Annotated in this window: 23 protein-coding genes; 6 read left to right on the top strand and 17 right to left on the bottom strand. The window is 54.3% G+C overall.

Features of this window, described 5'->3' with window-relative positions:
* Positions 1 to 29 precede the first annotated feature (29 nt).
* Entirely contained in the window at positions 30 to 464 is a 435-nt protein-coding gene (locus ACJ9Y9_RS07585) for a DoxX family protein (protein ID WP_028019272.1), read from the bottom strand.
* A 151-nt stretch (positions 465 to 615) separates the two neighbouring features.
* On the opposite strand from ACJ9Y9_RS07585, the gene poxB reads away from it, so the two are divergent.
* From poxB to ACJ9Y9_RS07565, 4 genes are all read left to right on the top strand, one after another.
* Complete coding sequence (poxB, locus tag ACJ9Y9_RS07580) at positions 616 to 2,334, top strand: ubiquinone-dependent pyruvate dehydrogenase (RefSeq protein ID WP_028019273.1); 1,719 nt, start codon at positions 616 to 618, stop codon at positions 2,332 to 2,334.
* A gap of 37 nt (positions 2,335 to 2,371) precedes the next feature.
* Positions 2,372 to 3,373, top strand: coding sequence for a low-specificity L-threonine aldolase (ltaE, locus tag ACJ9Y9_RS07575; RefSeq protein ID WP_028019274.1), 1,002 nt, complete (start codon positions 2,372 to 2,374; stop codon positions 3,371 to 3,373).
* A 10-nt stretch (positions 3,374 to 3,383) separates the two neighbouring features.
* Complete coding sequence (locus tag ACJ9Y9_RS07570; protein WP_028019275.1) at positions 3,384 to 4,820, top strand: SDR family oxidoreductase; 1,437 nt, start codon at positions 3,384 to 3,386, stop codon at positions 4,818 to 4,820.
* A 93-nt stretch (positions 4,821 to 4,913) separates the two neighbouring features.
* Positions 4,914 to 5,927, top strand: coding sequence for an NAD(P)-dependent oxidoreductase (locus ACJ9Y9_RS07565; RefSeq protein WP_028019276.1), 1,014 nt, complete (start codon positions 4,914 to 4,916; stop codon positions 5,925 to 5,927).
* A 90-nt stretch (positions 5,928 to 6,017) separates the two neighbouring features.
* Here ACJ9Y9_RS07565 and ACJ9Y9_RS07560 read toward each other — a convergent pair whose 3' ends face one another.
* The 15 genes from ACJ9Y9_RS07560 to gspC all read right to left on the bottom strand — a co-directional run bounded on the left by ACJ9Y9_RS07560 (position 6,018) and on the right by gspC (position 22,141).
* Positions 6,018 to 7,838, bottom strand: a complete 1,821-nt coding sequence (locus tag ACJ9Y9_RS07560) for a chitinase (protein ID WP_028019277.1) — start codon at positions 7,836 to 7,838, stop codon at positions 6,018 to 6,020.
* A gap of 131 nt (positions 7,839 to 7,969) precedes the next feature.
* On the bottom strand, positions 7,970 to 8,410 hold the full coding sequence (iagB, locus tag ACJ9Y9_RS07555; RefSeq protein ID WP_028019278.1) for a type III secretion system invasion protein IagB: 441 nt from the start codon (positions 8,408 to 8,410) through the stop codon (positions 7,970 to 7,972).
* 102 nt (positions 8,411 to 8,512) lie between these two features.
* Entirely contained in the window at positions 8,513 to 11,206 is a 2,694-nt protein-coding gene (locus ACJ9Y9_RS07550) for a glycosyl hydrolase family 18 protein (RefSeq protein ID WP_407226079.1), read from the bottom strand.
* A gap of 256 nt (positions 11,207 to 11,462) precedes the next feature.
* The gene (locus tag ACJ9Y9_RS07545) at positions 11,463 to 12,260 is read right to left on the bottom strand and encodes an A24 family peptidase (RefSeq protein ID WP_028019280.1); all 798 of its coding nucleotides are present in this window, start codon (positions 12,258 to 12,260) and stop codon (positions 11,463 to 11,465) included.
* Complete coding sequence (gene gspM / locus ACJ9Y9_RS07540; RefSeq protein WP_028019281.1) at positions 12,257 to 12,742, bottom strand: type II secretion system protein GspM; 486 nt, start codon at positions 12,740 to 12,742, stop codon at positions 12,257 to 12,259. Before gspM ends, ACJ9Y9_RS07545 begins: the two co-directional genes overlap by 4 nt.
* A complete protein-coding gene (gene gspL / locus ACJ9Y9_RS07535) occupies positions 12,739 to 13,872 on the bottom strand; it encodes a type II secretion system protein GspL (RefSeq protein ID WP_028019282.1) in 1,134 nt (377 codons plus the stop codon). Before gspL ends, gspM begins: the two co-directional genes overlap by 4 nt.
* A gap of 15 nt (positions 13,873 to 13,887) precedes the next feature.
* Positions 13,888 to 14,898: a type II secretion system minor pseudopilin GspK gene (gspK, locus tag ACJ9Y9_RS07530; RefSeq protein ID WP_028019283.1), complete on the bottom strand. Its 1,011-nt coding sequence runs from the start codon at positions 14,896 to 14,898 to the stop codon at positions 13,888 to 13,890.
* Entirely contained in the window at positions 14,895 to 15,500 is a 606-nt protein-coding gene (gene gspJ / locus ACJ9Y9_RS07525; protein ID WP_028019284.1) for a type II secretion system minor pseudopilin GspJ, read from the bottom strand. Before gspJ ends, gspK begins: the two co-directional genes overlap by 4 nt.
* Positions 15,497 to 15,877: a type II secretion system minor pseudopilin GspI gene (gene gspI, locus ACJ9Y9_RS07520; RefSeq protein WP_028019285.1), complete on the bottom strand. Its 381-nt coding sequence runs from the start codon at positions 15,875 to 15,877 to the stop codon at positions 15,497 to 15,499. The genes gspJ and gspI overlap by 4 nt, the downstream gene beginning before the upstream one ends.
* Positions 15,870 to 16,355, bottom strand: a complete 486-nt coding sequence (gene gspH, locus ACJ9Y9_RS07515; RefSeq protein WP_028019286.1) for a type II secretion system minor pseudopilin GspH — start codon at positions 16,353 to 16,355, stop codon at positions 15,870 to 15,872. The genes gspI and gspH overlap by 8 nt, the downstream gene beginning before the upstream one ends.
* Positions 16,355 to 16,804, bottom strand: a complete 450-nt coding sequence (gene gspG, locus ACJ9Y9_RS07510) for a type II secretion system major pseudopilin GspG (RefSeq protein WP_028019287.1) — start codon at positions 16,802 to 16,804, stop codon at positions 16,355 to 16,357. Before gspG ends, gspH begins: the two co-directional genes overlap by 1 nt.
* 3 nt (positions 16,805 to 16,807) lie before the next feature.
* The gene (gene gspF, locus ACJ9Y9_RS07505) at positions 16,808 to 18,016 is read right to left on the bottom strand and encodes a type II secretion system inner membrane protein GspF (RefSeq protein ID WP_028019288.1); all 1,209 of its coding nucleotides are present in this window, start codon (positions 18,014 to 18,016) and stop codon (positions 16,808 to 16,810) included.
* Positions 18,016 to 19,494: a type II secretion system ATPase GspE gene (gene gspE / locus ACJ9Y9_RS07500; protein WP_028019289.1), complete on the bottom strand. Its 1,479-nt coding sequence runs from the start codon at positions 19,492 to 19,494 to the stop codon at positions 18,016 to 18,018. Before gspE ends, gspF begins: the two co-directional genes overlap by 1 nt.
* 12 nt (positions 19,495 to 19,506) lie before the next feature.
* Positions 19,507 to 21,396 (bottom strand): type II secretion system secretin GspD, encoded by a 1,890-nt coding sequence (gene gspD, locus ACJ9Y9_RS07495; protein WP_028019290.1) that lies wholly within the window; start codon positions 21,394 to 21,396, stop codon positions 19,507 to 19,509.
* 13 nt (positions 21,397 to 21,409) lie between these two features.
* Positions 21,410 to 22,141, bottom strand: coding sequence for a type II secretion system protein GspC (gspC, locus tag ACJ9Y9_RS07490; RefSeq protein WP_028019291.1), 732 nt, complete (start codon positions 22,139 to 22,141; stop codon positions 21,410 to 21,412).
* Positions 22,142 to 22,439: 298 nt separating this feature from the next.
* Between gspC and ACJ9Y9_RS07485 the strand changes: the two genes are divergently transcribed.
* Together ACJ9Y9_RS07485 and ACJ9Y9_RS07480 are read left to right on the top strand one after the other, a co-directional pair.
* Positions 22,440 to 23,987, top strand: coding sequence for a peptidoglycan-binding domain-containing protein (locus ACJ9Y9_RS07485; protein ID WP_028019292.1), 1,548 nt, complete (start codon positions 22,440 to 22,442; stop codon positions 23,985 to 23,987).
* Positions 23,987 to 24,616 (top strand): hypothetical protein, encoded by a 630-nt coding sequence (locus ACJ9Y9_RS07480; protein ID WP_028019293.1) that lies wholly within the window; start codon positions 23,987 to 23,989, stop codon positions 24,614 to 24,616. The genes ACJ9Y9_RS07485 and ACJ9Y9_RS07480 overlap by 1 nt, the downstream gene beginning before the upstream one ends.
* Here the strand turns inward: ACJ9Y9_RS07480 and ACJ9Y9_RS07475 are convergent, their stop codons facing one another.
* The gene (locus ACJ9Y9_RS07475; protein WP_028019294.1) at positions 24,617 to 25,240 is read right to left on the bottom strand and encodes a helix-turn-helix domain-containing protein; all 624 of its coding nucleotides are present in this window, start codon (positions 25,238 to 25,240) and stop codon (positions 24,617 to 24,619) included.
* Positions 25,241 to 25,346: the final 106 nt, after the last annotated feature.

Raw genomic sequence — 25,346 nt, 5'->3', positions numbered from 1 at the left:
GCGCTAGCGCCACCGGGCTTTTGTTATCCTCACCGCCACGCAGGACCTTTCCCTACCGCAAACCGCCCTGCCCCTAGACACGCCACCGCCAGCGAGCCGATAAAGAAGTACACCAGGCTTTCAATTGCCCATGCGCCTACCTTATCGAGCGCGAGCGTTTCCCCCATTCCCACCATCAGCCACGCCACAATCATCGTAAATGCCAGCACCAGCGCGGCCGGGCGCGTAAAGAGCCCAATAATAATCAGGATCGGTGCCACGACTTCGCCAATCAAAACGCCATAGGCGATAAACCCCGGCAACCCTTTTTCCACCAGCATGCCGCTGATGAATCCCACACCACCAAACAACTTATGCAAGCCGTGAAACAGCATTAGCCCACCCACGGCAAGTCGTAACAAGAGTTTGCCAAGATCGTCGCACGATAGCTTTTCATTAACAGCAATTAACAATGATTTAACCATTTGAAATGATTCCTGTTTTCACTGAGGTATCACCAGATTATGCCGAATAATTGCGCGTGAACAGCACCTTTTAATTGGGGGGATGCGGCGGGCAATACGGAGACTTTCTTCTAAGCTTGTAAGCGATATCACAAAAAGGAGACGGACAACCATGAAACAAACCGTGGCTGCATACATAGCGAAAACCCTGGAACAAGCAGGCGTAAAACGCATCTGGGGTGTCACCGGCGATTCACTTAACGGACTGAGCGACAGTCTCAACAAGATGAAAACCATTGAATGGATGCCGACCCGTCATGAGGAGGTCGCCGCCTTTGCCGCCGGTGCCGAAGCCCAGCTCACGGGGGAACTGGCCGTCTGCGCCGGATCGTGTGGGCCGGGAAACCTGCATTTAATCAACGGTCTGTTTGATTGCCACCGTAACCACGTGCCGGTGCTGGCGATTGCCGCTCATATTCCGTCTACAGAAATCGGCAGCGGCTATTTTCAGGAGACGCATCCGCAGGAGCTGTTCCGTGAATGTAGCCACTATTGCGAGCTCGTTTCGACACCCGAGCAGATCCCTCAGGTCCTGGCGATTGCCATGCGCAAAGCTGTACTGAATCGGGGTGTTTCCGTGGTCGTGTTACCTGGCGACGTCGCGCTCAAGGCCGCACCAGAAACCGCCAGCAGCCACTGGTATCATGCACCACAGCCAGTGGTGACGCCAGCCGAAGAAGAGCTAAAAAAACTGGCGCAACTGCTGCGCTATTCCAGCAATATTGCCCTGATGTGCGGCAGCGGCTGTGCAGGCGCACATAAAGAATTACTTGAGTTCGCCGGTAAGCTCAAAGCGCCGATCGTCCACGCCCTGCGCGGCAAAGAGCATATTGAGTACGATAACCCCTATGATGTGGGTATGACCGGCTTAATCGGCTTTTCCAGCGGTTTCCACACGATGATGAATGCCGACACACTCATTTTGCTCGGCACGCAATTCCCTTATCGTCCGTTCTACCCGACGGACGCTAAAATCATTCAGATTGATATCAACCCCGCCAGTATCGGCGCGCACAGCAAGGTCGATATGGCGCTGGTGGGCGATATCAAATCCACTCTTGCCGCCCTGCTGCCTCTTCTCGAAGAGAAAACCGATCGCAAATTTCTCGATAAAGCGCTAAACGACTATCGCGATGCGCGCAAGGGGCTGGACGACCTCGCCAAACCGAGCGACAAAGCCATCCATCCGCAGTATCTGGCGCAGCAGATCAGCCATTTTGCTGACGACGACGCCATCTTTACCTGCGACGTGGGTACCCCAACCGTCTGGGCCGCGCGCTATCTGAAAATGAACGGGAAACGTCGCCTGCTCGGCTCGTTCAACCACGGATCGATGGCCAACGCCATGCCGCAGGCGCTAGGGGCGAAAGCCACCGCTCCGGAACGCCAGGTCGTGGCGATGTGCGGCGATGGCGGGTTCAGCATGCTGATGGGCGATTTCCTGTCGGTGGTGCAGATGAAGCTCCCGCTTAAAATCGTGGTTTTCAACAATAGCGTGCTGGGCTTCGTGGCGATGGAGATGAAGGCCGGCGGCTACCTCACGGACGGCACGGAGCTGCACGACACTAACTTCGCGCGTATCGCCGAGGCCTGCGGCATCACCGGTATTCGCGTGGAAAAAGCGTCAGAGGTGGATGAAGCCCTGCAGCGCGCCTTTTCCATTGACGGCCCGGTACTGGTGGACGTGGTGGTCGCCAAAGAAGAGCTGGCGATCCCACCGCAAATCAAACTGGAACAAGCCAAAGGCTTTAGCCTCTACATGCTGCGCGCCATCATCAGCGGCCGCGGCGATGAGGTGATCGAACTGGCAAAAACGAACTGGCTCAGGTAAAACATCTGGCATCGCCTTTTAAATATAAGGACATGCCATGATTGATTTACGCAGTGATACCGTAACCCGTCCGAGCCGCGCCATGCTCGAAGAGATGATGGCCGCTCCGGTCGGGGACGACGTCTATGGTGACGATCCGACGGTTAACGAGCTGCAGCGCTATGCCGCAGAGCTCAGCGGGAAAGAGGCCGCTCTGTTCCTGCCCACCGGTACGCAGGCCAACCTGGTGGCGCTGCTCAGCCACTGCGAGCGCGGCGAAGAGTACATCGTGGGCCAGGGCGCGCATAACTATCTGTATGAAGCAGGCGGTGCAGCCGTGCTCGGCAGCATTCAGCCACAGCCGATTGACGCCGCGCCGGACGGCTCCCTGCCGCTCGATAAAGTCGCGGCGAAAATCAAAGCTGACGATATTCATTTTGCGCGCACAAAACTGCTCAGTCTGGAAAACACCCATAACGGTAAAGTTTTGCCGCGTGAGTATCTGAAGGCGGCGTGGGAATTCACTCGCGAGCGCAAACTTGGCCTGCACGTGGATGGCGCACGCATCTTTAACGCCGTGGTGGCGTACGGTTGCGAGCTAAAAGAGATCGCGCAATATTGTGATTCGTTCACCATTTGCCTCTCTAAAGGGCTGGGCACGCCTGTAGGCTCCCTGCTGGTGGGCAATGCGGACTACATCAAGCGTGCCAACCGCTGGCGCAAAATGACCGGCGGCGGCATGCGTCAGGCGGGTATTCTGGCGGCGGCCGGGCTGTATGCCCTGAAAAACAACGTGGCGCGCCTGAAGGACGATCACGACAACGCCGCGTGGATGGCGGCGCAGCTGCGTGAGATTGGCGCCGACGTAATGCGCCACGACACCAACATGCTGTTCGTTCGCGTGGGTGACGAACACGCTGCCGTGCTGGGTGAATTAATGAAAGCCCGTGGCGTGCTGATCAACGCCTCACCTGTCGTGCGTCTGGTCATGCATCTCGACGTGAGCCGCGAACAGCTGTCAGAGGTGGTGAAACACTGGCAGGCGTTTTTACAGCGATAAGGAGCATCACGTGCCGCAACGCATTCTGGTGCTCGGCGCCAGCGGGTATATCGGTCAGCATCTCACCACTGTATTAAGCCAGCAGGGGCATCAGGTGCTGGCCGCGGCACGCAACACCGAACGTCTGCAAAAACTCAGTTTGCCTCGCGTCACGTGCCATAATGTTGACCTCAACTGGCCGAAGGAACTTCCCGCGCTGCTGGAAGGGGTCGACACGCTTTACTACCTGGTGCACAGCATGGGTGAAGGCGGAGATTTTATCGCCCACGAGCGTCAGGTGGCGATGAACGTCCGCGATGCCCTGCTGCAAACGCCGGTGAAGCAGGTCATTTTTTTAAGCTCGCTCCAGGCGCCCGAACATGAGCAATCCGATCATCTGCGTGCCCGCCAGCTGACGGCGGAAACCCTGCGCGGCGCCACTATCCCTGTTACCGAACTGCGCGCCGGAATTATCGTCGGCGCGGGCTCCGCCGCCTTCGAAGTGATGCGCGATATGGTCTACAACCTGCCGGTACTCACGCCGCCGCGCTGGGTCCGTTCGCGCACCACGCCGATTGCGCTGGAGAATTTACTGCATTATCTGGTGGCGCTGCTGGACCACCCGGCGGAGCAACACCGCGTGCTGGAGGCGGCAGGCCCGGAAGTGCTGAGCTATCAGGAGCAGTTTGAACATTTCATGCGCGTCAGCGGCCGTAAACGCTGGCTGATCCCTATCCCCTTTCCAACCCGCTGGATTTCGGTGTGGTTTTTGAATGTGATTACCTCTGTGCCGCCGACGACCGCCAAAGCGCTGATCCAGGGACTCAAACATGATTTACTGGCGGACGATCGCGAGCTGCGGGCACTCATTCCCCAGAACCTGATCCGCTTTGATGATGCCGTGCGCAATACGCTGAAAGAAGAAGAGCAACTGGTGAACTCCAGCGACTGGGGTTACGACGCCCAGGCGTTTGCCCGCTGGCGACCGGAGTATGGTTATTATCCCAAACAGGCCGGCTGCACGGTAAAAACGCAGGCAAGCCTGGCGGCGCTGTGGGACGTGGTGAACCAGATTGGCGGCAAAGAACGTTATTTCTTCGGCAATATTCTCTGGCAAACGCGTGGAGCAATGGATCTGCTGGTGGGACACAGGCTGGCAAAAGGCCGCCCTGCTCGTCCTTACCTTGAAGTGGGCGATGCGGTCGACAGCTGGAAGGTCATCATTGTCGAGCCGGAAAAGCAGCTGGCACTGCTGTTCGGTATGAAAGCTCCGGGGCTGGGTCGACTCTGCTTTACGCTGAAAGACAAAGGCGACCATCGCGAACTGGATGTCCGCGCCTGGTGGCATCCGCACGGGATGCCGGGTCTGTTCTACTGGTTGTTCATGATCCCCGCCCATCTGTTTATCTTCCGGGGAATGGCGAAGCGGATTGCGCAACTGGCAGAACAAAAGACGGAAAAGTTCTAAATAAAACTCTCTTTCTTTCACCTTTCCCATTGCAACCCGCCGTAATTCACGAAAGAATGCGCACGAAATTCTTTTTCAACACAGTGGATTGATATGAAGGTACTGGTTACCGGGGCGACCAGCGGCTTAGGCCGAAATGCGGTCGAATTTCTGCGCAACAAAGGCATCAGCGTCAGGGCTACCGGTCGCAACGAAGCGATGGGAAAACTGCTGCAAAAAATGGGCGCAGAGTTTGTCCATGCTGACCTGACGGAGCTGGTCTCCTCTCAGGCGAAAGTGATGCTCGCCGGTATCGACACGCTGTGGCACTGCTCCAGTTTCACCTCTCCGTGGGGAACCCAGGAAGCCTTTGACCTCGCTAACGTGCGGGCAACCCGCCGTCTGGGCGAATGGGCCGTTGCCTGGGGCGTGCGTAACTTTATCCATATCTCCTCCCCATCGCTCTATTTCGATTATCACCACCATCGTGACGTGCAGGAAGATTTCCGCCCCGCACGTTTTGCCTGTGAGTTTGCCCGCAGCAAGGCGGCCAGCGAAGAGGTGATTGACCTGCTGGCGCAGTCAAACCCGCATACCCGTTTTACGGTACTGCGTCCGCAGAGCCTGTTCGGGCCGCACGACAAGGTGTTTATTCCGCGTCTGGCGCAGATGATGCACCACTACGGCAGCGTGCTGCTGCCGCGCGGCGGCGATGCGCTGGTGGATATGACCTACTATGAAAATGCGGTTCACGCCATGTGGCTGGCAAGTCAGCCGGACTGCGATAAGCTGATTTCCGGCCGTGCCTACAACATCACCAACGGCGAGCCGTGTTCGTTACGCAGCATTGTGCAACGGCTGATTGATGAACTGCAGATCAACTGCCGTATCCGTTCCGTGCCCTACCCGATGCTGGACATGATCGCCCGCAGCATGGAGCGTTTTGGCAGTAAATCGGCCAAAGAACCCGCGCTGACGCACTATGGGGTATCCAAGCTTAACTTTGATTTCACGCTGGATATTACCCGCGCAGAGAACGAGCTGGGGTATAAACCGATCGTGACGCTGGATGAAGGGATTGTGCGCACGGCGGCGTGGTTGCGGGACCACGGGAAGCTTCATCGCTAGCCTTTTTGCCCGGTGGCGGCTTCGCCTTACCGGGCCTACAACAGCACAGTGCAAACACGAAAACGGCAACCTTTCGGTTGCCGTTTGGTTTTACAGCGCCGTCCAGGCGTCAGACCATGCCAGACCTGCGCCGGGTTCATAGTACGCCGGAGCCGTGTTACACCAGCCGCTGTACGGGAACGGTTTGCACTGGAAGAGTTTACCGTGGTTGTTCACGATATCACCTGCTTTGTACTTACTGTTCGCACTCCACGCGGCGTAAGATCCGGATGTCCCTTCGTCCTGAGACGGAATCGCTTTCGCCTTCACGTTCAGCAGATAAGAGGTTGTGCTGCTCAGTTCACCGTCGCTAACCGTGAGGCTAATTTCAACCTGCTGCGCCGTCGCCGCTTCTGGGGCTCTGAAGGTCACAACCGCTTTATCCTGACCCGTCACAGTCTGACCATCCTGAGAGCGCCAGGTGTAAGTCAGCTTGTTACCATCAGCATCTGTCGAACCTTCGGCGCTCAGAGAAACCTGCGCACCTGCGTCAACCGCACCGATTGGGCCGGCAATATGCGCGACCGGTGCGTGATTGACAGCCGTCGGTTCTGCAGGCGTTTCATCCGGAACGGGCGCCGGAGCCGGGGTTTCCTCTTCCGATGGCGCTGGTGCTACCGGGGTTTCATCCGGCGTGGTTGTTGAGCCGTCATCGTTAACGATATTCACGTTAAAGAAGTGCTGTACGCATTTGCTGTAGTCGCCCTCTTTGAACGCGCTGTATGGCGTCTGGTAGCCCACCAGCTGGCAAGAGTACGTCTGACCGCTTGGTGTATCCGCGCTCCATCCCCAGTCCTGCTCCCAGTAAATCTTCAGCGCGCCAGCACCACCTTCATCGAACTGCTTCATGTTGGCGCAGCCCAGCACTTCATTCGCCGGAACCGGAACCTTCAGGTAGTTCGCAAACTCTTTGTAGTACTTGATACGGTTTTGCGACTGGGCAATTTCAGTCGGGCCGCCGCATTCTACGCCGCCGTTGATGATCTGGGTGGTCACGCCGAAGCCCGGTACCAGACCGTTGGCTTTATCGTGATCGTTCGGCTGCCATGTGCCGTCAATAACTTGCAGCATGCTGGGTTTTGGTGGCTGCGGATAGGCGAAGAAGAAGATCGCACTCGCCAGGTTCAGCCAGGTATCCGCCACCAGCTCGGGTTTATCGAGCAGCGTACGCACGTCACCGTACATCGCTTCAGAGAACGGGCCATAGTTGTAGTTGTAAGACAACTGTTTCGCGCCGCGACCGAAGTAGCTCAGGAAATCGCCGTCTTTATCTTTACCGCACGGCCAGGTCTGACCCTGCCAGACGTCCGGGTTACATTCGCCGTTATAGCCCCCCTTCTGCCCTTCGCTCCAGCCCATTTCACGTACGTGAACCAGCGCCTGACGCCATTCGGCTTCCGGACGCCAGCTTTCATGGCCGCCGGTCTCCTGAGCGAAGTGCGCAAACATGGTTGCCAGCTCTTTGCGGCAGATGGCGTCGCTGTCACGACCATCCTTATAGGTCTTACACAGCGCCGGGAATTTACCGACCGCTTTCAGGAAGTTGCTATAGGTGTACGCCTGCGCACGCAGCGGGAAGAGATATTCCCAGTCGCTGGCCTTAACAATACCTTCAACGCGCTTCACGTTTTCCGGGTTCGCTGCACGGCCTGGCTCAATCAGTTCAACCTGCGCATTATCCAGCGTCTGAATGGTCTCTTTCACTGAGGCCATCAGCGGGAAACTGGTCAGCTCTTTTTCTTTCTTCGCCAGGTCGCTGGCTTTCATGGTGTATGGCTCACTGGTGGTCGCTTGCAGCGAGGCAGCCTGTGCCATAAAGGGAGCTACGCATGCTCCGGCAACGAGCACACTTAGTAACGTCCTTTTGTTCATTTCCGATTCCTGTTAATTGAAGTTAAAATTAAAATCCCGGTTTATGTATTAATCCATTAATACATAAACCACAGACAGCTGTTTTTTCTTTTCGAAGAACACCCTGAGGAATTCTTCAAAAATAAAAAACATTAATATTGTGCAGCTAATTTTAATTGCTGATATTTTTTCCAGACTTTATGGGCATAGATCATACGCTGTGGATAATTCTCTTTTTTTAAACCTGCGTTATACGCGCCGACAGCCTCCCAGTTATAGCCATAGACCTTAATCATTCCGGACAGAATGGAAGCACCGACCATGATGGAGGTACAGGGCTCAGTCATCAGTCTGCGTTCATCAATACCTCTGGTCTCCAGTTCCGTAAAATGTGAGCTGTTAATTTGCATCAACCCAACATCACGCGTGCCATCATGATTTTGTCCCACCGCATACGGATTCATACCGGATTCGACATTGGCTATGGCATACAATAAATACGGGTCGACATGATAATAACGTGCCGCGTTATCCCAACAGTTTGCCAGTGCGCTTTGGCTTATTATTAATAACAACAAAATGATCTTTTTCATTTTTACCTGCTGACAGTTTCGGTTATTTCTCCCTACCAACATCCTGTAAAATGAATTTTTCATCACTCCCCCTTCGTGAGGGGGAGTGATTATCGGGTTAGATTATTTGCAATCTGTTGATGCGCCTTCTTTCACCCATACGTCGCTAATAGCCGGGTTATCGCCACGGGTCCACCATTTGGCACGGTAAACGTTACCCTGGTAAGTGGTGGTTTCACCGCCGTTGTAGACCAGGTCAGAACGCCAGTTCATCTTCACGTTGCTCACCAGTTCCCAGGCATCCACACCGAAGCCAGGTTTGTTACCTTGCGTCCAGTATTTCGCTTTCCACACCAGGTGGTCGGCACTCACGGTGTCGCCATTGTTGTATATTTTGCTGGCATCCCATGCGGCATATTTGCTGGCGTTAGCATCGACTGGCGCGTCGCAGCTACCGGTTGCCGTGCCTTCATCCGAAGGAGGTGTCACTTCATCAGACGGAGGGGTCACTTCATCAGCAGGCGGGGTGACGTCAGCAGGTTTAGGATTCACCGTGACCTGCACGTTAGACTGCACGCTGGTTTTACCATCGCTTACGACGACACTCAGGGTGTAAGTCGAGGCGGAGGTCACATCTGGCGCAGTGATATTCACGTTCGCCGTATCAGTCCCGGTCGCGTGCATATCCGCCGGAACGCTCCAGGCGTAGGTCAGTGCATCACCGTCTGGATCCGCGGCCTGCGCGTGCAGCGCATAGGTTTCACCTGCCTGCAGCGTCACTGCTTCCATTGGGTTCACAACCGGTGCCTGGTTCGCTTTTGGTGCTTTGTTTACAACCTGCACATCAATCGCGTTGCTCAGTCCTTTCGCGTCAGTCACGGTCAGGCGGAATGCCATCGTCTGATCGCTGGTCACCGCAGCCACGTTGAAGGTGGCTTTCGCTTTGGTGCTGTTGGTGAGCGTCACCGATGGGCCAGAAATCTGGGTCCACTTATAGGTGATTGCATCGCCATCCGGATCGCTGGAAGCAGACCCGTCGAGCGTTACGGTCGCCGGTCCAGAGACGTTAAGATCGGTCGAGGACGCAATCGGCGCATGGTTGGTGACAACAGGTTCAACCGGGGTTGAACTACCGCCCAGCAGGCTTTCATTCATGGCGTTCAGAATGTCGCCGTTATCTGAGTCAATGGACCAGGAGAACAGACCGCCCAGCTGATTCGCCATAACATACTTGCCTTTTGCGGCAGCAGAACGCGCATCTTCATAAGTGATCAGGTCGCCAGTGGATTTATTGAAGACGTACGGTGCTTCCGCGTCTGCGTCGTAACCGTATTCCCAACCCGGCTTGCCTTTGTACTCATTCACAATCTGACGGTAGTCAACCACGCCCGGTTCCCAGGTCCCTTTCACCTTGCCGGTGGCGGTGCCAGTGAACGGATTGTTGCCGGTGTAACCATGAACCCCCGTCCAGCCGCGGCCGTACATGGCGGTTCCCACCACAATCTTGCCAGGCTGTACGCCCTGCTGCAGCAGTGCGTTAACGCCGTTTTCGGTGGTGTAGTTTGTGTCCGGACGCCATGCAGGTGCTTTCAGCGCAGCCTGGTGACCCAACTCTGTATTGCTCCAGCCGCCGTAGAAGTCATAGCTCATCAGGAAGATGTGATCGAGATACTGCTGTGTGGTGGTGTAATCCACGTCTTCGATCTTATCTTTGCCGGAACCGATCGCGGTGGTCAGTTCATAAGTACGGCCAGTTTCGCTGGAGAGTTCGTTCAGCATCGTGCGCAAATCATGCATCAGCGCGGTATACGTCGCTTTATCCTGCTGCGGATTACCCAGTGCCGTGTTCTCACCGCCGCCGCCCGGGAATTCCCAGTCGATATCCACACCGTCAAAGAATTTCCAGGTTTGCAGGAACTCTTTCACCGATGCCACGAAGCGGGAGCGAATAGCAGGGTTGTTCATCTGGAAGAACGGATCGGAGAGGGTCCAGCCACCGATAGATGGCAGTACTTTCAGCCCAGGATGTGCTTTTTTCAGCGCCATCAACTGACCAAAGTTACCTTTGTAGGGGTCATCCCAACCAGAAACGCCGGCCTGTGGTTTTTGCAGCGCCGCCCACGGATCGTGAATGGCAACGGTATAATCCGGACGACCGTTACAGGCACGTTGCAACGCCTGGAAGCTGTTACCCCCTTCGATGGTTTTCAGGCTGTCGTTGATGCCGTCACCGCCACAGATTGGAATGAAGCCATACAGAATATGGTTCAGGTTAGCCGCCGGGATTTTATCGACCTGGAAGTTACGGTCATAGACGTCCCATTCCGGGAAGTAAGCCCCCACCACTTTGTCAGTATGCTGAGCAAAGGTCTTGTTGTTTTCCTTCATGGTAGTATTGAGAGGAAGCAAGTGGCTACCGTCGGTATCCGCGACAATAATCAGCTTGCTGGCGCTTTTGCTACAACCACTGGTGTTACAAAGCTCTACCTGCTCCTGGTAACGTCCGCCTTTTTTCACCTTGAAGGTGGCAGAACCTGATGCGCTGCCCGCACCGGTCCAGACGGTTTGGCCGTCCAGCAGCACCTTCGCGGACGTCGGTGCATCACCGCTCCAGACGTTCCACTCCACTTTTACATCCACGCCGTCTTTATGTACTTTGACAAGGCTGTTGTAATCCTGTGCTGCCTGATCGACTTCAACAAGGGCAAATTTGTCATTACCGTAGCCGATCGTCGGTGTACCTGGTGCTGCAGCAAATGCGGAGCTGGTTGCCGCCGCAATAAAGAGCGCCAGATATTTAGGCTTCATAAATTTCATTTTTATTTCCTGATAAATTTATTCGTAACGTTAATCATCCATGTCTTCCTTGAGAACATGGAGCTTTTTGCGTAATGCGTATTTAACCAATCTGAAAACCGAGAAAAAAAAACGTTTTTGCTGCGTTGTATTCCTCCATAAAAAGATACAAGCCCCAATTCCGTGTAGCTTATATCCCTTACGATACACTGGGCGCAAAGAGACGTCCTTCTCTTCCACCGTCAAAAAAATTTATAAAAAAACTTGACCTGAATATTTAAAAAATGAAAGCAAACTGCTGACTAATAAACACCACTATTCCAGCAAATGAGAGATACGGCCCGAAAGAAATCGTGAGGTTATTTTTATTTAAATTAAATAACGTGAAATAGCCGACAATACCGCTCAACGCTGCCACTAATTCAAGTACAGGCAACGACTGCCAGCCGCACCAGGCCCCTAAGGCCGCCAGCAGCTTAAAATCGCCGTACCCCAGACCTTCCCGCCCGGTTGTCAGGCGAAACGCCCAATAAAGTAACCAGAGCGACAGGTAACCCGCCACGGCACCGAACAACGCATCCCGTAAGGGCAACCGGTGGTCAAAAGCATGGAGCAGCAATCCCGTCCAGAGCAGCGGCTGGGTCAGGCAATCCGGCAGCAGTTGATACCGCCAGTCGATCATGGTCAGCGGCAATAAAAAAGCGGCCAGCAGCCAAAGGGAAAACAATGCCTGTACGTCCGGCATACACCAGGCTGTAATACCAAAAAAAAGTGCAGAAAAAAGTTCGATTAAAAATATCCGCAATGGGATGGCGGTGTGGCAGCTTCGACAGCGTCCGCGTAAAACAAGCCAGCTGACCAGCGGGATATTCTCCCAGGCGGCAAGCGTGTGCTGGCATACCGGGCAGTGCGAGGCTGGGAACAGCAAATTGCCACTGCCTTCCTCTTCCATCACCATGCCAGGTACGCGCTCGGCGACGACGCCAAGAAAACTCCCCACAATGCTGCCCAATATCGCACTCATTGCCGGGAACCCCACAGGCCAGGTGTCCCGCATCAGCGCGAAAGTATTCATGCGGTTTTGCTCCAGGTGAGCTGTATTTCTGCTTTCACATCGCTGAGGTGATCGACCGGTGTGAGGTTCATTTTTTGCAGTCTGACACCGGATGTCTGGTTAATTTCCCGCAGCCAGCTTTTTAATTCGTAGACGTTAACGCGACTAACCACGAACGATAATGTTTGTCCATCCTGACGCACATCGGTCAGAGAGAGATTAATTTCATGTGCGCTGTTTTCCACCACCGTGCGCGGATTGTTTGTTTTAACAACCTGAACCGGAAGGTGGTTTTTATTTATTTCGCTGCGCATCCAGTTCAGCGTCTCTTTTTGTCTGGTGAGCGTGGCTTTACTATTTTGAATCATATTATCCAGAGGAATAACACCTGCATAATATATAGCGCCCCCCAATACGGTAATAGCACATATTTTCAGGATGTTTTTTTCTCTGGCGCTGTAATGCTGATAACGAGACTTGAGCTGTGCGATTCGCGCTTTCATTTATATTTCCCGGCGATCATAGCGGTATAAGGAGCAGAAGTAGAAACAGGCTGCAGGGTGAAATCAAAATTTTCACCCGCCTGATTTACAAACGTCTGCAATGCAGTTTGGCTTTGCGAACTGACGCTCAGCGTCAGCGAGTTTTGCCGGGCATCGTATTCGAGCAGAGAGATCTCCATTCCCGGTACGGCCTGTCTGGCTTTTTCCAGTTCGTCCAGTTGCAGAAATATCCCTTTACTCTGCTTTTTCATGTTTTGACCAAAGTGATATTTGATATTGGTCTGCTGACGCATACTGGGGAAATGATGCTGATAAACCTGAAGGATCTCCTGCTGAACCTGATTTTCCTGTTGCACCAGCATCCATGCCATGGCGATCCGCGGGCCCAGTAACAGGCCAAGAGAGAGCAGGCCCGCTGCGGCCATCGCCGTTTTGATGCTCTTCGCGGCTTTACCCGTGCTCGCTTTCGCGCTGAACTGCCCATGCAGGAGCGTGACGCGGCAGGTTTGCCACTGCGGCTGGATCAACACCAGTGGATGCTGCCAGGGTTGCACGACATCGACGTCAACATCGGCAGGCGTTTCCCCGTAACAGCACACCTCCCCCTCTCCCGCTTTCTGCAGTAAAAGGGGCAACAGGCCCGGCGCTATTTCGCAGGCGGCATGCGGCGATGAACGCAGCCAGTAACCATTGTCCATGGCGACAAGCGTGCTTCCGCCTGCCGTTGCGGGCAGCAGCCAGGCATCCGGCAGCGCCTGTATGACCTTCAAACCGGCCTCCTGGCAGCGGGTTAACCACCCGCGCAGACAATCGGCGTCGATGGCTACGGCGTCAACCTCGGCACCCTTTTTGTTAAGCACCGTCCAGTGAAGGTTGTCCACATCACCCATCAGCGTCTCTTCTGCCATCCACGAGAACGCCGTCGCCTGCGAGGCGACTTTCTTCGGCAGCGTAAAATGGCGGAAGATCATGTTGCTCGCGGGCAGCAGCAGACAAACACGGGCTGCCAGAGGATGCTCCACCAGTGCGTCCAGGTTATCCACTACCTCAACCTGTTCGCTGCCGGAGAGACACCACATTATTTTCCCGTCCTCGCGGCTGTCGGGACGAACAAAAAGTACCTGTTTCATAGCGTTCAACTTTTCTTATTCAATCATTCGGTAACGACGTTGCCACGTCACGATCTCGCCAGCCTCACTGTTGACCTGAAGCTGGCTCACCACGCGAAGCGTTAATTCATCGGTATTGCCGGTATAATTGACGCGGAAATACCGGCTATTGGTTGAGAGGAACTCAGCCACCTGCGGGAGATCGTCCTTTAGCTGTGGGAAGGCCCGTTCCAGCGCTTTGCTGAACGCTTCCATATTTTCCCAGCCAGTTTCAGGGCGCGATTCAATCAGGCGCAGGGCGTCATCTTCGGTCATTTTTCCGGGGAACATTGCGGCCAGTAAGGCCGCCTGCGCCGGTTTCAGCGTGTTCACATCCACCTTGCTGGCGGAGTCCGGTAATGCGCATAACAGTTTGTTCACCTTCGGGTATGCCGTTGCCGGAAATGCCGGCAGCAGCGTGATCTCCGCAATCGTGCGCATCATCTGGTTCGCCGGTTGTCGGGCGGGCACCACGCCAGCCCAGGCATCGGTCTCGGTACCCTCTTTGGCCGTCGTCGTATCGCCATCGAGATAGTCCACCAGCTGTTGATACACCTCTTCTGCCGTGTTGTGACTCAGGCCACTCTCTGTCAGAAGCTGTTCAACAATCTGCTCTTTACGCGATTTTTCCGGTGTGACAGGCACATTTTGCCCTTGCGCAATTTTCTCAGCGGCCAGCAGGTTATTAACGTTAAAACAGTCCTGCGCGTCTTCTATCTGGCTGACGACCGTATAGTCTTCCCCGCGTGTTTCCAGCGGTTGATGCCAGTCGCCCTCAAGCGTGAGGGCTTTACTCTCGCCGCTGGCGTCGGCTTGCAGCCGGTCTTTCACCACCTTCTCCTGCGCCTGCATCGCCCAGCGCAGCTGCTGCTGGCTCACCTGGTAATGCGTTTTTTGCAGGTTGCGGCAAAATTGCTGGCTGATTTTAGCGGCCAGCGCCGACATCATGACCAGCAGGATCAACACCACCAGCAGGGCCACCCCTTTCTGTTTGCGTAATACACTCATGATGTTGCTTCCGGTGCCGCTGGCGACACAGGCGACGCAGCTTCCGGCAGATCGCCCGGGGTCGTAAACACCCAGCGCCAGGTATCACCGTTTTCCATGGTCAGCGTCAGTTCTACGCCGTCCGGCAGATGCGCCGGGTCGCTCCAGCTTTTCTGCCAGCCCTGACGGTAAAAACGCCACTGCAGGGATTTCACCTCGCTGACAATCGGCACCTCGTCGGGTTTGGCGTCCGCCGGGCCGTCAATCACCGGCCAGACGTCGCGATACAGGCGCCCCTCTTCCAGCCGCCAGCGCACGCGCTCCAGTTGTACCGTTCCGCTCACGCCGTTCAGGGTGGTCAGTTCAAGCACATCACCAACCTGACGAAACCGATCCGGCTCGTTACGCGGGGCGCGCGCCTGAAGCTGGTAGAAATCACGCTCCATCAGGTTCCAGGCCCGCTGAAGCTGATTGAGCTTCGCCGCGCTGGCATCGGTGGCCGAACTGGTCCGCATCGCGCCGTCCAGAATTTGCCAGGCCAGGGTGCTGATCACCGCAAAGATGGTCAGCGCAATCATGATCTCCAGCAGGGTAAATCCGCGCTGGCGTCGGGTTTTCTTCACTTGCTCTCTCCCGGCCCAATGATTTGCAGTGAGATTACCGGCTGGCTGTCGTCGCCTTCCGCATACACGCGGATGGCGTTAGCCCAGCTGTTGTCGGCGGTTTTGACCCGCTGCTTGCGCCAGTTCCAGCTGCGTCCGCCCATGATTTCCGTTCCCTGCTGCTCAGCATCCGGGAAGTCGGTTTTCGCGAGCTGCGCTTCCGCCAGCTGGTTCTCGGCCACCCAGCTCGCCTGCAATGTGTCGGCCAGACCATGGGTGAAACGCACGTTCAGGGAGACCGAGTTCATCAGCGCCAGTGCGGCAGTCGAGAAGATGACCAGCGCGACCATCACCTCCAGCAGCGTCATGCCCTTTTGCTTAGCGTTGCCTTTAGTCATCGTTTTCTACCGATACCGGGGCCGCACCTTGCGACACCACGCGAAAATGGTGCTGTTTGTCGTAGCTTTGCAGCGTCAGCGTGAAGCGGCTGATTTCACCATCCGGCAAAAAGAGCACCTGCGGCTCGGAGGCGACCGTGGCGGCAAGGCGCTGCGGCGAGAGCGAAACGTGCATCTCCTCAGGGAAATCGCCTTTGGTGGTAATACGACCTGCGGATAACGGTACCCAGTGCCGCTCGCCGTTTTTATCGTCGAGCGTCACCAGCTGATAGTTATCCGTGGTTAGCACCAGCCCGACGATATTTCCGTCCATCACCGCACGGTCTGAACCATAATCAACGAGGGCTTTTAATTGCTGGCCAAATATATCCGCACCGCTGCGCGAAGGTATTGTTGACACCACCATCATGGCGCAACTGGCAAATATCACCAGCGCCAGAATAATTTCCAGCAACGTAAAGCCGCGTTGATTTTTCATTATTTCTCTTTCTTATCCAGAGACCAGTTCGTAATATCATCGGCGGTATTGGCTTCACCGTCAGGCCCTGCCGAGAAGACATCGACCGCACCGTGTTCGCCCGGGCTCACCAGAATATACTCTCCGCCCCATGGGTCCTGCGGCAGGCGACGAATATAGCCGTCAGCACGGTAGCCGTTCGGGATGGGTGCGATTTCAGGTTTAGTCACCAGCGCCTGCAAACCCTGTTCCGTTGTCGGATAACGGTGGTTATCCAGCTTATACATATCCAGGGAGCCTTCGAGCGCGACAATATCGCTTGTCGCTTTTTGGGTATCGGCCTTTTCTTTATTTCCCATTAAGTTTGGCACCACCATACTCGCTAACACGCCGAGAATAACAATAACCACCATTAATTCGAGCAAAGTAAACCCCGCCTGGCGTGCCAGGTGTTTTCTTTTCATAGCCATGTTTTAACCTACCATATTATTAAGTTGCAGAAGCGGTTGTAATATTGACAGCACGATGAATAAAACAATCGTTGCCATGGATACCACCAGTGCCGGTTCAAATACCGACAGCGTTAACGTAATTCGATGCTGTAATGCTGATTCCTGGTTTTCCGCCGCGCGATCCATTAAATTGCCCAATTCGCCGCTCTCTTCGCCGGAGGCAATCATATACAGCATGGTCGGCGGGAATAATTTCGCCTGTTCCAGCGCGGCATACAGCGACGCCCCCTGGCGCACGGTATCTGCTGCCTGCTCCAGCACCTGCCGGGCATAGAGGTTTTCAATGCCGTCCATCGCGATATACATCCCTTCCAGTAACGGCACGCTGCTGGCCTGAAGAATACTTAAGGTACGGATATAACGGGCGCTGTTAATGGCGCACACCAGCTTTTTAACTGGCGATCCGTTGACCAGCCAGTGGTTCCATTTGAAACGGTTTTTGGTATGTCTGAGCCAGGCCTTAAAGCTGACGAATCCACCGCCCAGCACGCCGACAATGTAGATGCCGTAGGCCTGCAGGAAATCACTCACCGCAATCAGCGTCCGGGTGGTGATCGGCAGTTGCTGCTTCATGTGGGTGAACTGTTCAATCACCTGCGGCACCACCGCCACCAGCAGAATGCTGATGACCGCGATGGCCACCACCGTCAGGGTGATGGGGTAGACCATCGCCTGCGTCAGCTTGCTTTTCATCTTCTGACGCTGCTCGTTGTACTCGGCCAGCTTCTCCAGCACATCGCCCAGGTGGCCGGTCTTTTCACCAGCCATCACCAGCGTGCAGTAGAGTTTGTCGAAGGTGCGCGGAAACTGGCTGAAGGCGTCAAAGAGCGTGTGTCCCTCCACTACCTTCTCGCGGATCTCCACCACCATCGCCGCCAGCTTTTTGTCTTCCGTCTGCTTCGAGATTGCTTTCAGCGCGCTCTCCAGCGGCAGCGCGGCGTTGACCAGCGTGGAGAGCTGGCGGGTAAACATCGACAGCACCGGGGTGGAGAGCTTTGTCCCCGTTTTCGTTTTTCCGGCTGACGCTGCTTCACGGGTCTCGGTAATGCTGACGGGCATCAGCTTTTGCTCGCGCAACATCTGGCGAACCTGCTTCTGCCCTTCGGCCTGCAACGCGCCACGCACGGTTTTGCCCGCGACATCCGTTGCCGTCCAGGCGTAGAAGGCCATTACGCATCCCCTCCACGCTCGGCGGTCACCCGCATCACCTCTTCGAGAGACGTTACGCCGCCGATCACTTTCAACAGTCCGTTTTCACGCAGGCTGTAGGCCTGCTTAAAGAGCTGTGTCTCGATGGACATTTCATCTTTATCTTCATGAATCGCGCGGCGCATAGTGCTGTCCACCACCAGAAATTCATGAATACCGGCCCGGCCCTGATAGCCGCTCTGGCGGCAGTGCTCGCACCCTACCGCGCGATAGATCGTTTTGGGTGGCGTCTCCATAAAACTGAACAACGCCTTTTCATTGTCATCCAGCGGACTGGTGGTTCGGCAGTGAGAACACAACCGACGCACCAGACGCTGGGCAATGACACCGAGTAACGATGAACCGATTAAAAAGGACTCCAGCCCCATATCCCGCAGACGGGTAATCGCCCCTGCGGCACTGTTGGTGTGCAGCGTAGACATGACCAGGTGACCGGTCAGCGACGCCTGCACCGCAATTTGCGCGGTCTCACCATCACGAATTTCCCCAATCATCACCACGTCCGGGTCCTGACGCAGAATTGCGCGCAGTCCGCGGGCAAAGGTCATGTCCACGCGCGGGTTAACCTGCGTCTGCCCCACCCCTTCCAGCTCGTATTCAATCGGATCTTCAACGGTCAGAATATTGCGTTCATGGCCGTTCAGCGCCGACAGAATGGCGTACAGGGTGGTACTTTTACCGGAACCCGTTGGCCCGGTGACCAGGATAATGCCGTGCGGACGGTCAATCAGCCCTTTTAACTTCTCCAGCTCTTCATCAATCAGCCCCAGCTTGTTGATGTCGGGCTTGAGATTGCTTTTATCGAGCAGACGCATCACCACGCGCTCGCCATACTGAGATGGAATGGTCGACACACGCACGTCAATCGCCTTACGACCAATGCGCAGGGAGATACGGCCATCCTGCGGCAGGCGCTTCTCGGCGATGTCGAGTTTTGACATGACTTTAATACGCGACACCAGCAGCGGCGCGAGTTTACGCGCGGGTTGCAACACCGGGCGTAGTACGCCGTCGACGCGGAAGCGAATACTCAGCGTGCGCTCAAAAGTTTCGATATGAATATCTGACGCACCGTCCTTGACCGCCTCGCCGAGAATGGCGTTGATCAGGCGGATCACCGGGGAGTTTTCGTCGTTATCGAGCAGATCTTCGTTATCCGGGATCTCCTCGGTTAACGCCATCAGATCGATATCCGCATCCATATCGTCCACCAGTTGCTGAGACACGCCGCTGCTCTGCTGCCAGATTTTAGCCAGCATCTCATCGAAGGCGTCAGACGTCAGGGTTACCGGAACGAACGCGCGCCCCAGCACCCGGTGTACCTCCAGCAGAGCAAAAGCCGGGGTATCATCACGGATATAGACATCATTGTTGTAAAATAAAACGCCATTATCTTTCGCGTAGCTGCTGCTACACAGAGTTTTACCCAGCTCGTCCACGTTATGCCTCCCTTACTCTTTAAACGGGTTGCGGGAGGCAGAGGGCAATGCAGGCAACACCGCATTATCGGTTGGCTCAACGATACCGAGCTTTTTCTCCTCCACGCGCTGCTGCTGACGAGCGCGGATTTGGTCATATTTCTCTTTCGACGCCGCACTGTAGTTATCGTCGTCACGCAGGACGGTGGTATGGATGAATACCATCAGGTTGCGTTTGGACGTATCCTGCGAGGTGTAACGGAACAGCTGACCGACCAGCGGGATATCGCCGAGCAGCGGCACTTTGGAAACCGACTGTTTGGTGACGTTTTCCATCAGTCCGCCAAGCACCACCGTCTGCCCACTGTGCACCATCACTTCGTTGTTGATGGTACGGGTGTTGAAGGTTGGGCCGAGGCTGGCGTCTTCCGTTGCACTGTTGTCGACGCTGGACACTTCCTGCTCGATCTTCAGATGGATCATGTCCCCGTCGTTGATTTGCGGCACAATCTTCAGCTTGGTACCGACCGTCTTACGCTCAACAGAGTTAAAGACGTTGTCACCACTGGTGGTCTGCGAACCGGAAAGCACCGGCACATCCTGACCCACGTTGAACGACGCTTCTTTGTTATCCAGCGTGACCACGCTTGGGGTCGAAAGAATGTCATTTTTGCCATCGGTTGAGAGCGCGGTCATCAGGGCCCCGAAATCACCGTTAAAGAATCCTGTCGCCAGGCCGGTGAAACTCGCCCCTTTCATCACGCCATTTTTCACCTGGCTGATGGGCAGCCCGGTGGAGCCGAACTGCACACCACCGTGCTTACTGGTCCACTGCACGCCGAGGTCCAGTCCGTTACCGTCCTGCACCTCAGCAATGATCGCTTCTACCAGTACCTGCGGACGGCGGATGTCGAGCTTGTCGATCACCTTCTCCAGAGAGTTCATCACGTTAGGCTGCGCGGTGATCACCAGCGAGTTGGTTGCCTCATCAGCGGTAATATTCAGATCGCTTTTCGCAGTAGCGGTTTTCGCCTTAGGCGTGCCCGCTTTATCTTTCAGCTGTTCGCCAATACCGGTAAGCACCGGAACCACTTTCGTGGCACTGGCATACTTGAGATAGAAGACGCGGGTGTTGCCCTCGTTGTTCTGCTCGCGATCCAGTTGATGAATGAGGGAACGGGTACGCATCCGCGCATCTTCCGAACCGCTGATCACCAGACTATTCGTTTCGTCATCCGCCACCACTTTGGTAGCCAGTTGCGGCGCGTTTTGCCCTTTCTGCTCTTCGTTGTTGAGATTGTTCAACATGTCTGAGAGCTCCTTCGCGGACGCAAAGCGCAGCGGCACAATCTCACGACGCTGAACCCCGTCTTTATCCACGCGCTGAACCAGATCCACCAGGCGGTTCACCACAGAGGCTTTACCGGTTAACAGCAGCACGTTGGAGGGCTCGAAATGGACCACGTTCCCGATGCCGGTGGCATCGTTGAGCTGACGCAGCAGCGGAGCCAGTTCACGTACTGGCACATTTTCCATGCGCACCACGCGAGTGATGATCTCATCACCCTTGCCCGGATTTTTGCTGTCTGCCAGCGGTGCACCGGCGGTGCGGGCTACGCTTGAACGCACCACTTTGACCATGCCGTTGTCCATCGGGATCACCGACAGCCCGTACAAATCCAGCACGCTCAGAAAGAACTGGTAATACTCATCTTCCGTCAGCACGTTGTAGGTTCTGACCGACACCGTGCCCTGAACGGACGGGTCGACGAGAATGGTTTTATTAAGATTGCGGCCAACCGTATCAATAAACTCGCGGATATCGGTATTTTTAAAGCTCGCGCTAAAGTTGGCTGCAAGCAGCGAACTCGAATATAACGACAATGCGGTCAGCGCCACGCACGCCCAGGGAAATTTCTTCATGTCTGTACACTTGTTAATTGTTTAGAACATTAACCCGAATATTTTCAAGGTGAGCGTGACGTCTGACGACGACCTCCGCTTCTTTCATTTTCGACCAACTGGCAATAATACTTTTTGCCTTTGCTTGATCGGTCATATCGACTGAGTTCACTTCTACTGCCACATCCCCTTTTTTCAACCCTGAATGGCTGTAGAAGGTGGAAGCATCCTTTGGATTAATGTTATAGCCTTCCAGTTGCCCCTTTTCGATTATTGGTTTTAACACCAGATAATCATCCAGATGCACATTGTCCGCACCTGCATCTTTCGTCGAATGGGTTACCGGGCCGTTGTCAACGCCGCCCTTAAAATAATCAGGTTTATTTAAAGCCAGTACCTGCGTAGCACCTTCGTAATTAACCACCACATTATCTTTGTTAATTTCCTGAATATAGGCATCGTTAAATCCGGCCAGTGGCTCACCTTCGCGGTAACTCTTTTGACCACCGGGTGTTTTGATGACGGCGAAGGAAAGCCAGGTATCATCACTGCGTACGATGCCTTCAATTTCCGCAGCCAGAGGGGCTTTGACTGCCGCAGGTAAGTTATCCTGACGTACAGCAGCGGCGAAAAGTGTGAATGTCTTTTCTTCACGAGGATTTTTCGCTGGCTGCACATCAGAATTAACCAACTTATTCGTCACTTTTTTATAATCTTTAAACGTCCGATACCCTTGCTGGCCGCAAAAAATTAACAGCACAAACATAATGCAAGGCGTTATCCACCGAGACAGATATGAGAACCTCATTTTTCATCTGGCCTTTAGCAAAGCGAAAATAAGCAGCATCACGCTGCACTAATATGTGTGGAAAGCGTAATACCTCGCGATAAATACGACCACTGGCTTTGCCGCTAACTTTCATGAAAAAACATATTGACCGTATAAATTTCAGATGTTAGGTATCGACAGCAGGATATTTTTACCCTGTGTATAAATTGCCCCCTCGGTGGCGTTGCTTTACTTTCTCGTCCTGTTGCTATTCAATCAGAGACGGTAAGTCGTTATGTATCAGAGCCACTTTAATTTTAAAAATCCGCCCTTTCGGAAGATCACTCGTTTATCCGGGGATTTTCTGGTGCCTTATCATCAGGACGTTTTCAACCTGCTGAAAGAGAAAACCCAGCTGGCGGGAATTACGGGGCTCTTTTCTGACGATCTCCCGCTGCTGGGCCAGTTCAGCGATGCCCTGAAATCTGCTAACCCTAATGTTCTTGCCATCAACGCGTTCCCAAAACTGAGTGCCAGTAGCCTGCTGTATAAGCTCAACCCGGGAACGAAAGAGAACAAGAACAGGGTTCAGGCGGTGGATGCGGTGTTGCACCAGTGGCAAGGCGGTAAAACCAGGTCGAAAGTGCTGGTGCTCACCCACACCGAAGCCATGAAAGACACCTGCCGGGAGGTGCTGGCTCTGTTGCTCACGCGCGCCCAGGAGCTGGAGTTTGCTCTTTCCATCGTGCTGATGGGCGCAGCAGCTCAGGAAGCTGTCCTGATGCAGCAATCTGTGTTGCGGGAATATACGCACACCCATCACACGTTGCGCTCCCTCACCTGCCGGGAATATCTCAACTACGTGCAGGCGCAGTGTGACGAACAGGGATGCGAGAACTCACCGTTAACCCCGGCCCGCGTGCGTAAAATGCATGCCCTGACCAAAGGGAATATCAGCAAGCTGAATGAACTGGCGCACCTCGCGATGCTTGCCGCCTGGACCGAGCGTGCAAGCCAGGTCAGCCCACGTCATTTACGCCTGGCCGCGGGAGAAGTCCTGCCAGGGAAAAAATGCGGTAAGTACCTGGCTACCGTGGGATTATTCGCGTCTGTGCTGTTCGCTGCCTGCGGCTGGTATTTCAGCTCAGCGATGACGGCACGCCTTCCGGTTCAACTGCCGGTTCCGGTGAGCTGGCAGCATCAGACACCAAAAGTTCAGACGCCTGTCGTGCCGGTTATCGATAACGAAATGATCACCCCGTCAGATGCCATGCATCAGCTCTACCTGATGTGGGGTTATGACGCCTCGGCGGACGATGCTCTGTGTCAAAACGCCGCGAAGGTGAACCTGATGTGTAAACAGGGAAATGCCTCACCGGAGGTGCTGGCACAGGAGGGCTATCCGTGGATCAGTGAACTGAAAACGGGTAACCACCTTAACTATGCTGTGGTCGCCCGCGTCGGAGAGACCTCAATCGACCTGCTGATGAACAACCGCACCTGGCAGGTGAGCCGCAACTGGTTTAACCAACACGCGACCGGAAACTACACCCAACTGCACAGCCTGACGCCGGAAGGTAAAGACGCGATCGGCGCCGCCAGCGACAGTAAAGATATGACCTGGCTTGACCAGCAGTTGAGTCAGGCCCTTGCCCAACCGGAAACCCACTCTCAAACCTGGACGGCGGAAATGATGAAACGCACCCGCGAGTTCCAGCAAAAAATGCATCTGCATGTGGATGGTATTCCCGGGGAAGAGACGTTGATGCAGTTGATGCGCGTAACCAATACCACGCCGAGCGTATTGATTCAGACCACTCAAACGCAGGAGGGGCGTTCCTGATGTCTACCATCTGTCTTGCGGCTCAGCGCAGCTACACAACCGGGGAGGCGGTCTGGTTTTCGTATCGTTTCCCCCACCTGAGAACAATATTCACCAACACCGTCGTATGGATGGTGAGTCTGTGTGCCATGCTGATGGCGGGACTGTACACGCATACCTACTGGAACCTGCGTCATCCCGCAGCGGAACTGGCAAAAAAAGTCAGCGTCGTAAAACCCGAGACGCAGATTTCAGATATGCACTATGTGTATGTGAGTAAACCGTTCCCGCATCCGGAGCCGAAACCTGCGCCAGTACACCATGATATTCCTGCCATGCAGGATCTTCCCATTAACAGCGATGATGCCGACTGGCAGCAGGCACCTCAGGGTACGGAACCGCACGATACGTCGCGGGATACGTTACCCGGAACTGAAGCTCACGATGTTTCGCCCGCCAGCACAGACACAAATAATTCATCGTTAACCGAGTTGTTTAAGCAGGCGTTAAAAGAACAAGAACAGGATTACTCGCACGGAAAAATTCCCGCGCCGCCAGTTGACGAAACGCAGGAGAATTCACAGTCTGGTGTATTACATAAAGCAGACATCCGATCGCCTTTGAGTCAGAAAGGCGATCGGCTGGAATAATTAATATTTCTCAGGCAATGTTGCCATATTAAGGAGACGCCCCTTTTCCACGACAATATACTGACCTTTTTTCAGGTCGGAGAGGATTTTAATGATGGTACTACGCGCCAGATTGGTGTACTCCTGAATATAATCATAAACATTAATATCACGTTGATGATGAATAATCAGTTCATTAATTTCGTACAGGAATTCGCGTACGACTGAATAGGCACTGCGGGCAACCAACACATCGTCTCGTTTGCTCAGCATACAAATGTACCAGGAGAGGACTTTAGTCAGTTCCGGCCATAAATTGTTTTCAGTCATTAGCTGGGCGAAAACCTCTTTTTTAATTGAGCGCACCACGGTATTGGCACGAACGAGGCCATACATGTGCGTTGCGTTGTAGTACATGGCAGAGAGACCAAAAATGCACTGGCCCGTCACAGTGAACATACACAGCTCGTCGGATTCACGGCGGAACTCAACTTCGCCGCTGACGATAATATGAATATACTGTGAATCAGAGGTCGATATTTTTTGCCATTTCTTTAAGGTTCTTTCTTCAAAACCTGACGTTGCAGAGATAATGGTTTCCATTTCATGCTGCGGACGTAATTTTTTCGCATAGATGCTTAACATTATTATACCCGATTTAAGATGTGAAATTTAAAAAGCAAGACTAAGGTATAAAACCTTAACCTTTTAATATTTTCCTGATGATATTCTCAAGGAGAAAATAAAGGGC

This window comes from Enterobacter sp. CPE_E1241, from assembly GCF_045618265.1.
GTDB classification, from domain to species: Bacteria; Pseudomonadota; Gammaproteobacteria; order Enterobacterales; family Enterobacteriaceae; genus Enterobacter; species Enterobacter adelaidei.
Note: the sequence above shows the minus strand (reverse complement) of the source record. Positions and strands in the feature narration are given on the sequence as shown.

What these genes read in the sequence shown, in the direction of transcription:
- ACJ9Y9_RS07585 (WP_028019272.1), bottom strand. Translation starts at nt 464, where the DNA reads ATGGTTAAATCATTGTTAATTGCTGTTAATGAAAAGCTATCGTGCGAC.
- poxB (WP_028019273.1), top strand. Translation starts at nt 616, where the DNA reads ATGAAACAAACCGTGGCTGCATACATAGCGAAAACCCTGGAACAAGCA.
- ltaE (WP_028019274.1), top strand. Translation starts at nt 2,372, where the DNA reads ATGATTGATTTACGCAGTGATACCGTAACCCGTCCGAGCCGCGCCATG.
- ACJ9Y9_RS07565 (WP_028019276.1), top strand. Translation starts at nt 4,914, where the DNA reads ATGAAGGTACTGGTTACCGGGGCGACCAGCGGCTTAGGCCGAAATGCG.
- ACJ9Y9_RS07560 (WP_028019277.1), bottom strand. Translation starts at nt 7,838, where the DNA reads ATGAACAAAAGGACGTTACTAAGTGTGCTCGTTGCCGGAGCATGCGTA.
- iagB (WP_028019278.1), bottom strand. Translation starts at nt 8,410, where the DNA reads ATGAAAAAGATCATTTTGTTGTTATTAATAATAAGCCAAAGCGCACTG.
- ACJ9Y9_RS07550 (WP_407226079.1), bottom strand. Translation starts at nt 11,206, where the DNA reads ATGAAATTTATGAAGCCTAAATATCTGGCGCTCTTTATTGCGGCGGCA.
- ACJ9Y9_RS07545 (WP_028019280.1), bottom strand. Translation starts at nt 12,260, where the DNA reads ATGAATACTTTCGCGCTGATGCGGGACACCTGGCCTGTGGGGTTCCCG.
- gspM (WP_028019281.1), bottom strand. Translation starts at nt 12,742, where the DNA reads ATGAAAGCGCGAATCGCACAGCTCAAGTCTCGTTATCAGCATTACAGC.
- gspL (WP_028019282.1), bottom strand. Translation starts at nt 13,872, where the DNA reads ATGAAACAGGTACTTTTTGTTCGTCCCGACAGCCGCGAGGACGGGAAA.
- gspK (WP_028019283.1), bottom strand. Translation starts at nt 14,898, where the DNA reads ATGAGTGTATTACGCAAACAGAAAGGGGTGGCCCTGCTGGTGGTGTTG.
- gspI (WP_028019285.1), bottom strand. Translation starts at nt 15,877, where the DNA reads ATGACTAAAGGCAACGCTAAGCAAAAGGGCATGACGCTGCTGGAGGTG.
- gspH (WP_028019286.1), bottom strand. Translation starts at nt 16,355, where the DNA reads ATGAAAAATCAACGCGGCTTTACGTTGCTGGAAATTATTCTGGCGCTG.
- gspG (WP_028019287.1), bottom strand. Translation starts at nt 16,804, where the DNA reads ATGGCTATGAAAAGAAAACACCTGGCACGCCAGGCGGGGTTTACTTTG.
- gspF (WP_028019288.1), bottom strand. Translation starts at nt 18,016, where the DNA reads ATGGCCTTCTACGCCTGGACGGCAACGGATGTCGCGGGCAAAACCGTG.
- gspD (WP_028019290.1), bottom strand. Translation starts at nt 21,396, where the DNA reads ATGAAGAAATTTCCCTGGGCGTGCGTGGCGCTGACCGCATTGTCGTTA.
- gspC (WP_028019291.1), bottom strand. Translation starts at nt 22,141, where the DNA reads ATGTTTGTGCTGTTAATTTTTTGCGGCCAGCAAGGGTATCGGACGTTT.
- ACJ9Y9_RS07485 (WP_028019292.1), top strand. Translation starts at nt 22,440, where the DNA reads ATGTATCAGAGCCACTTTAATTTTAAAAATCCGCCCTTTCGGAAGATC.
- ACJ9Y9_RS07480 (WP_028019293.1), top strand. Translation starts at nt 23,987, where the DNA reads ATGTCTACCATCTGTCTTGCGGCTCAGCGCAGCTACACAACCGGGGAG.
- ACJ9Y9_RS07475 (WP_028019294.1), bottom strand. Translation starts at nt 25,240, where the DNA reads ATGTTAAGCATCTATGCGAAAAAATTACGTCCGCAGCATGAAATGGAA.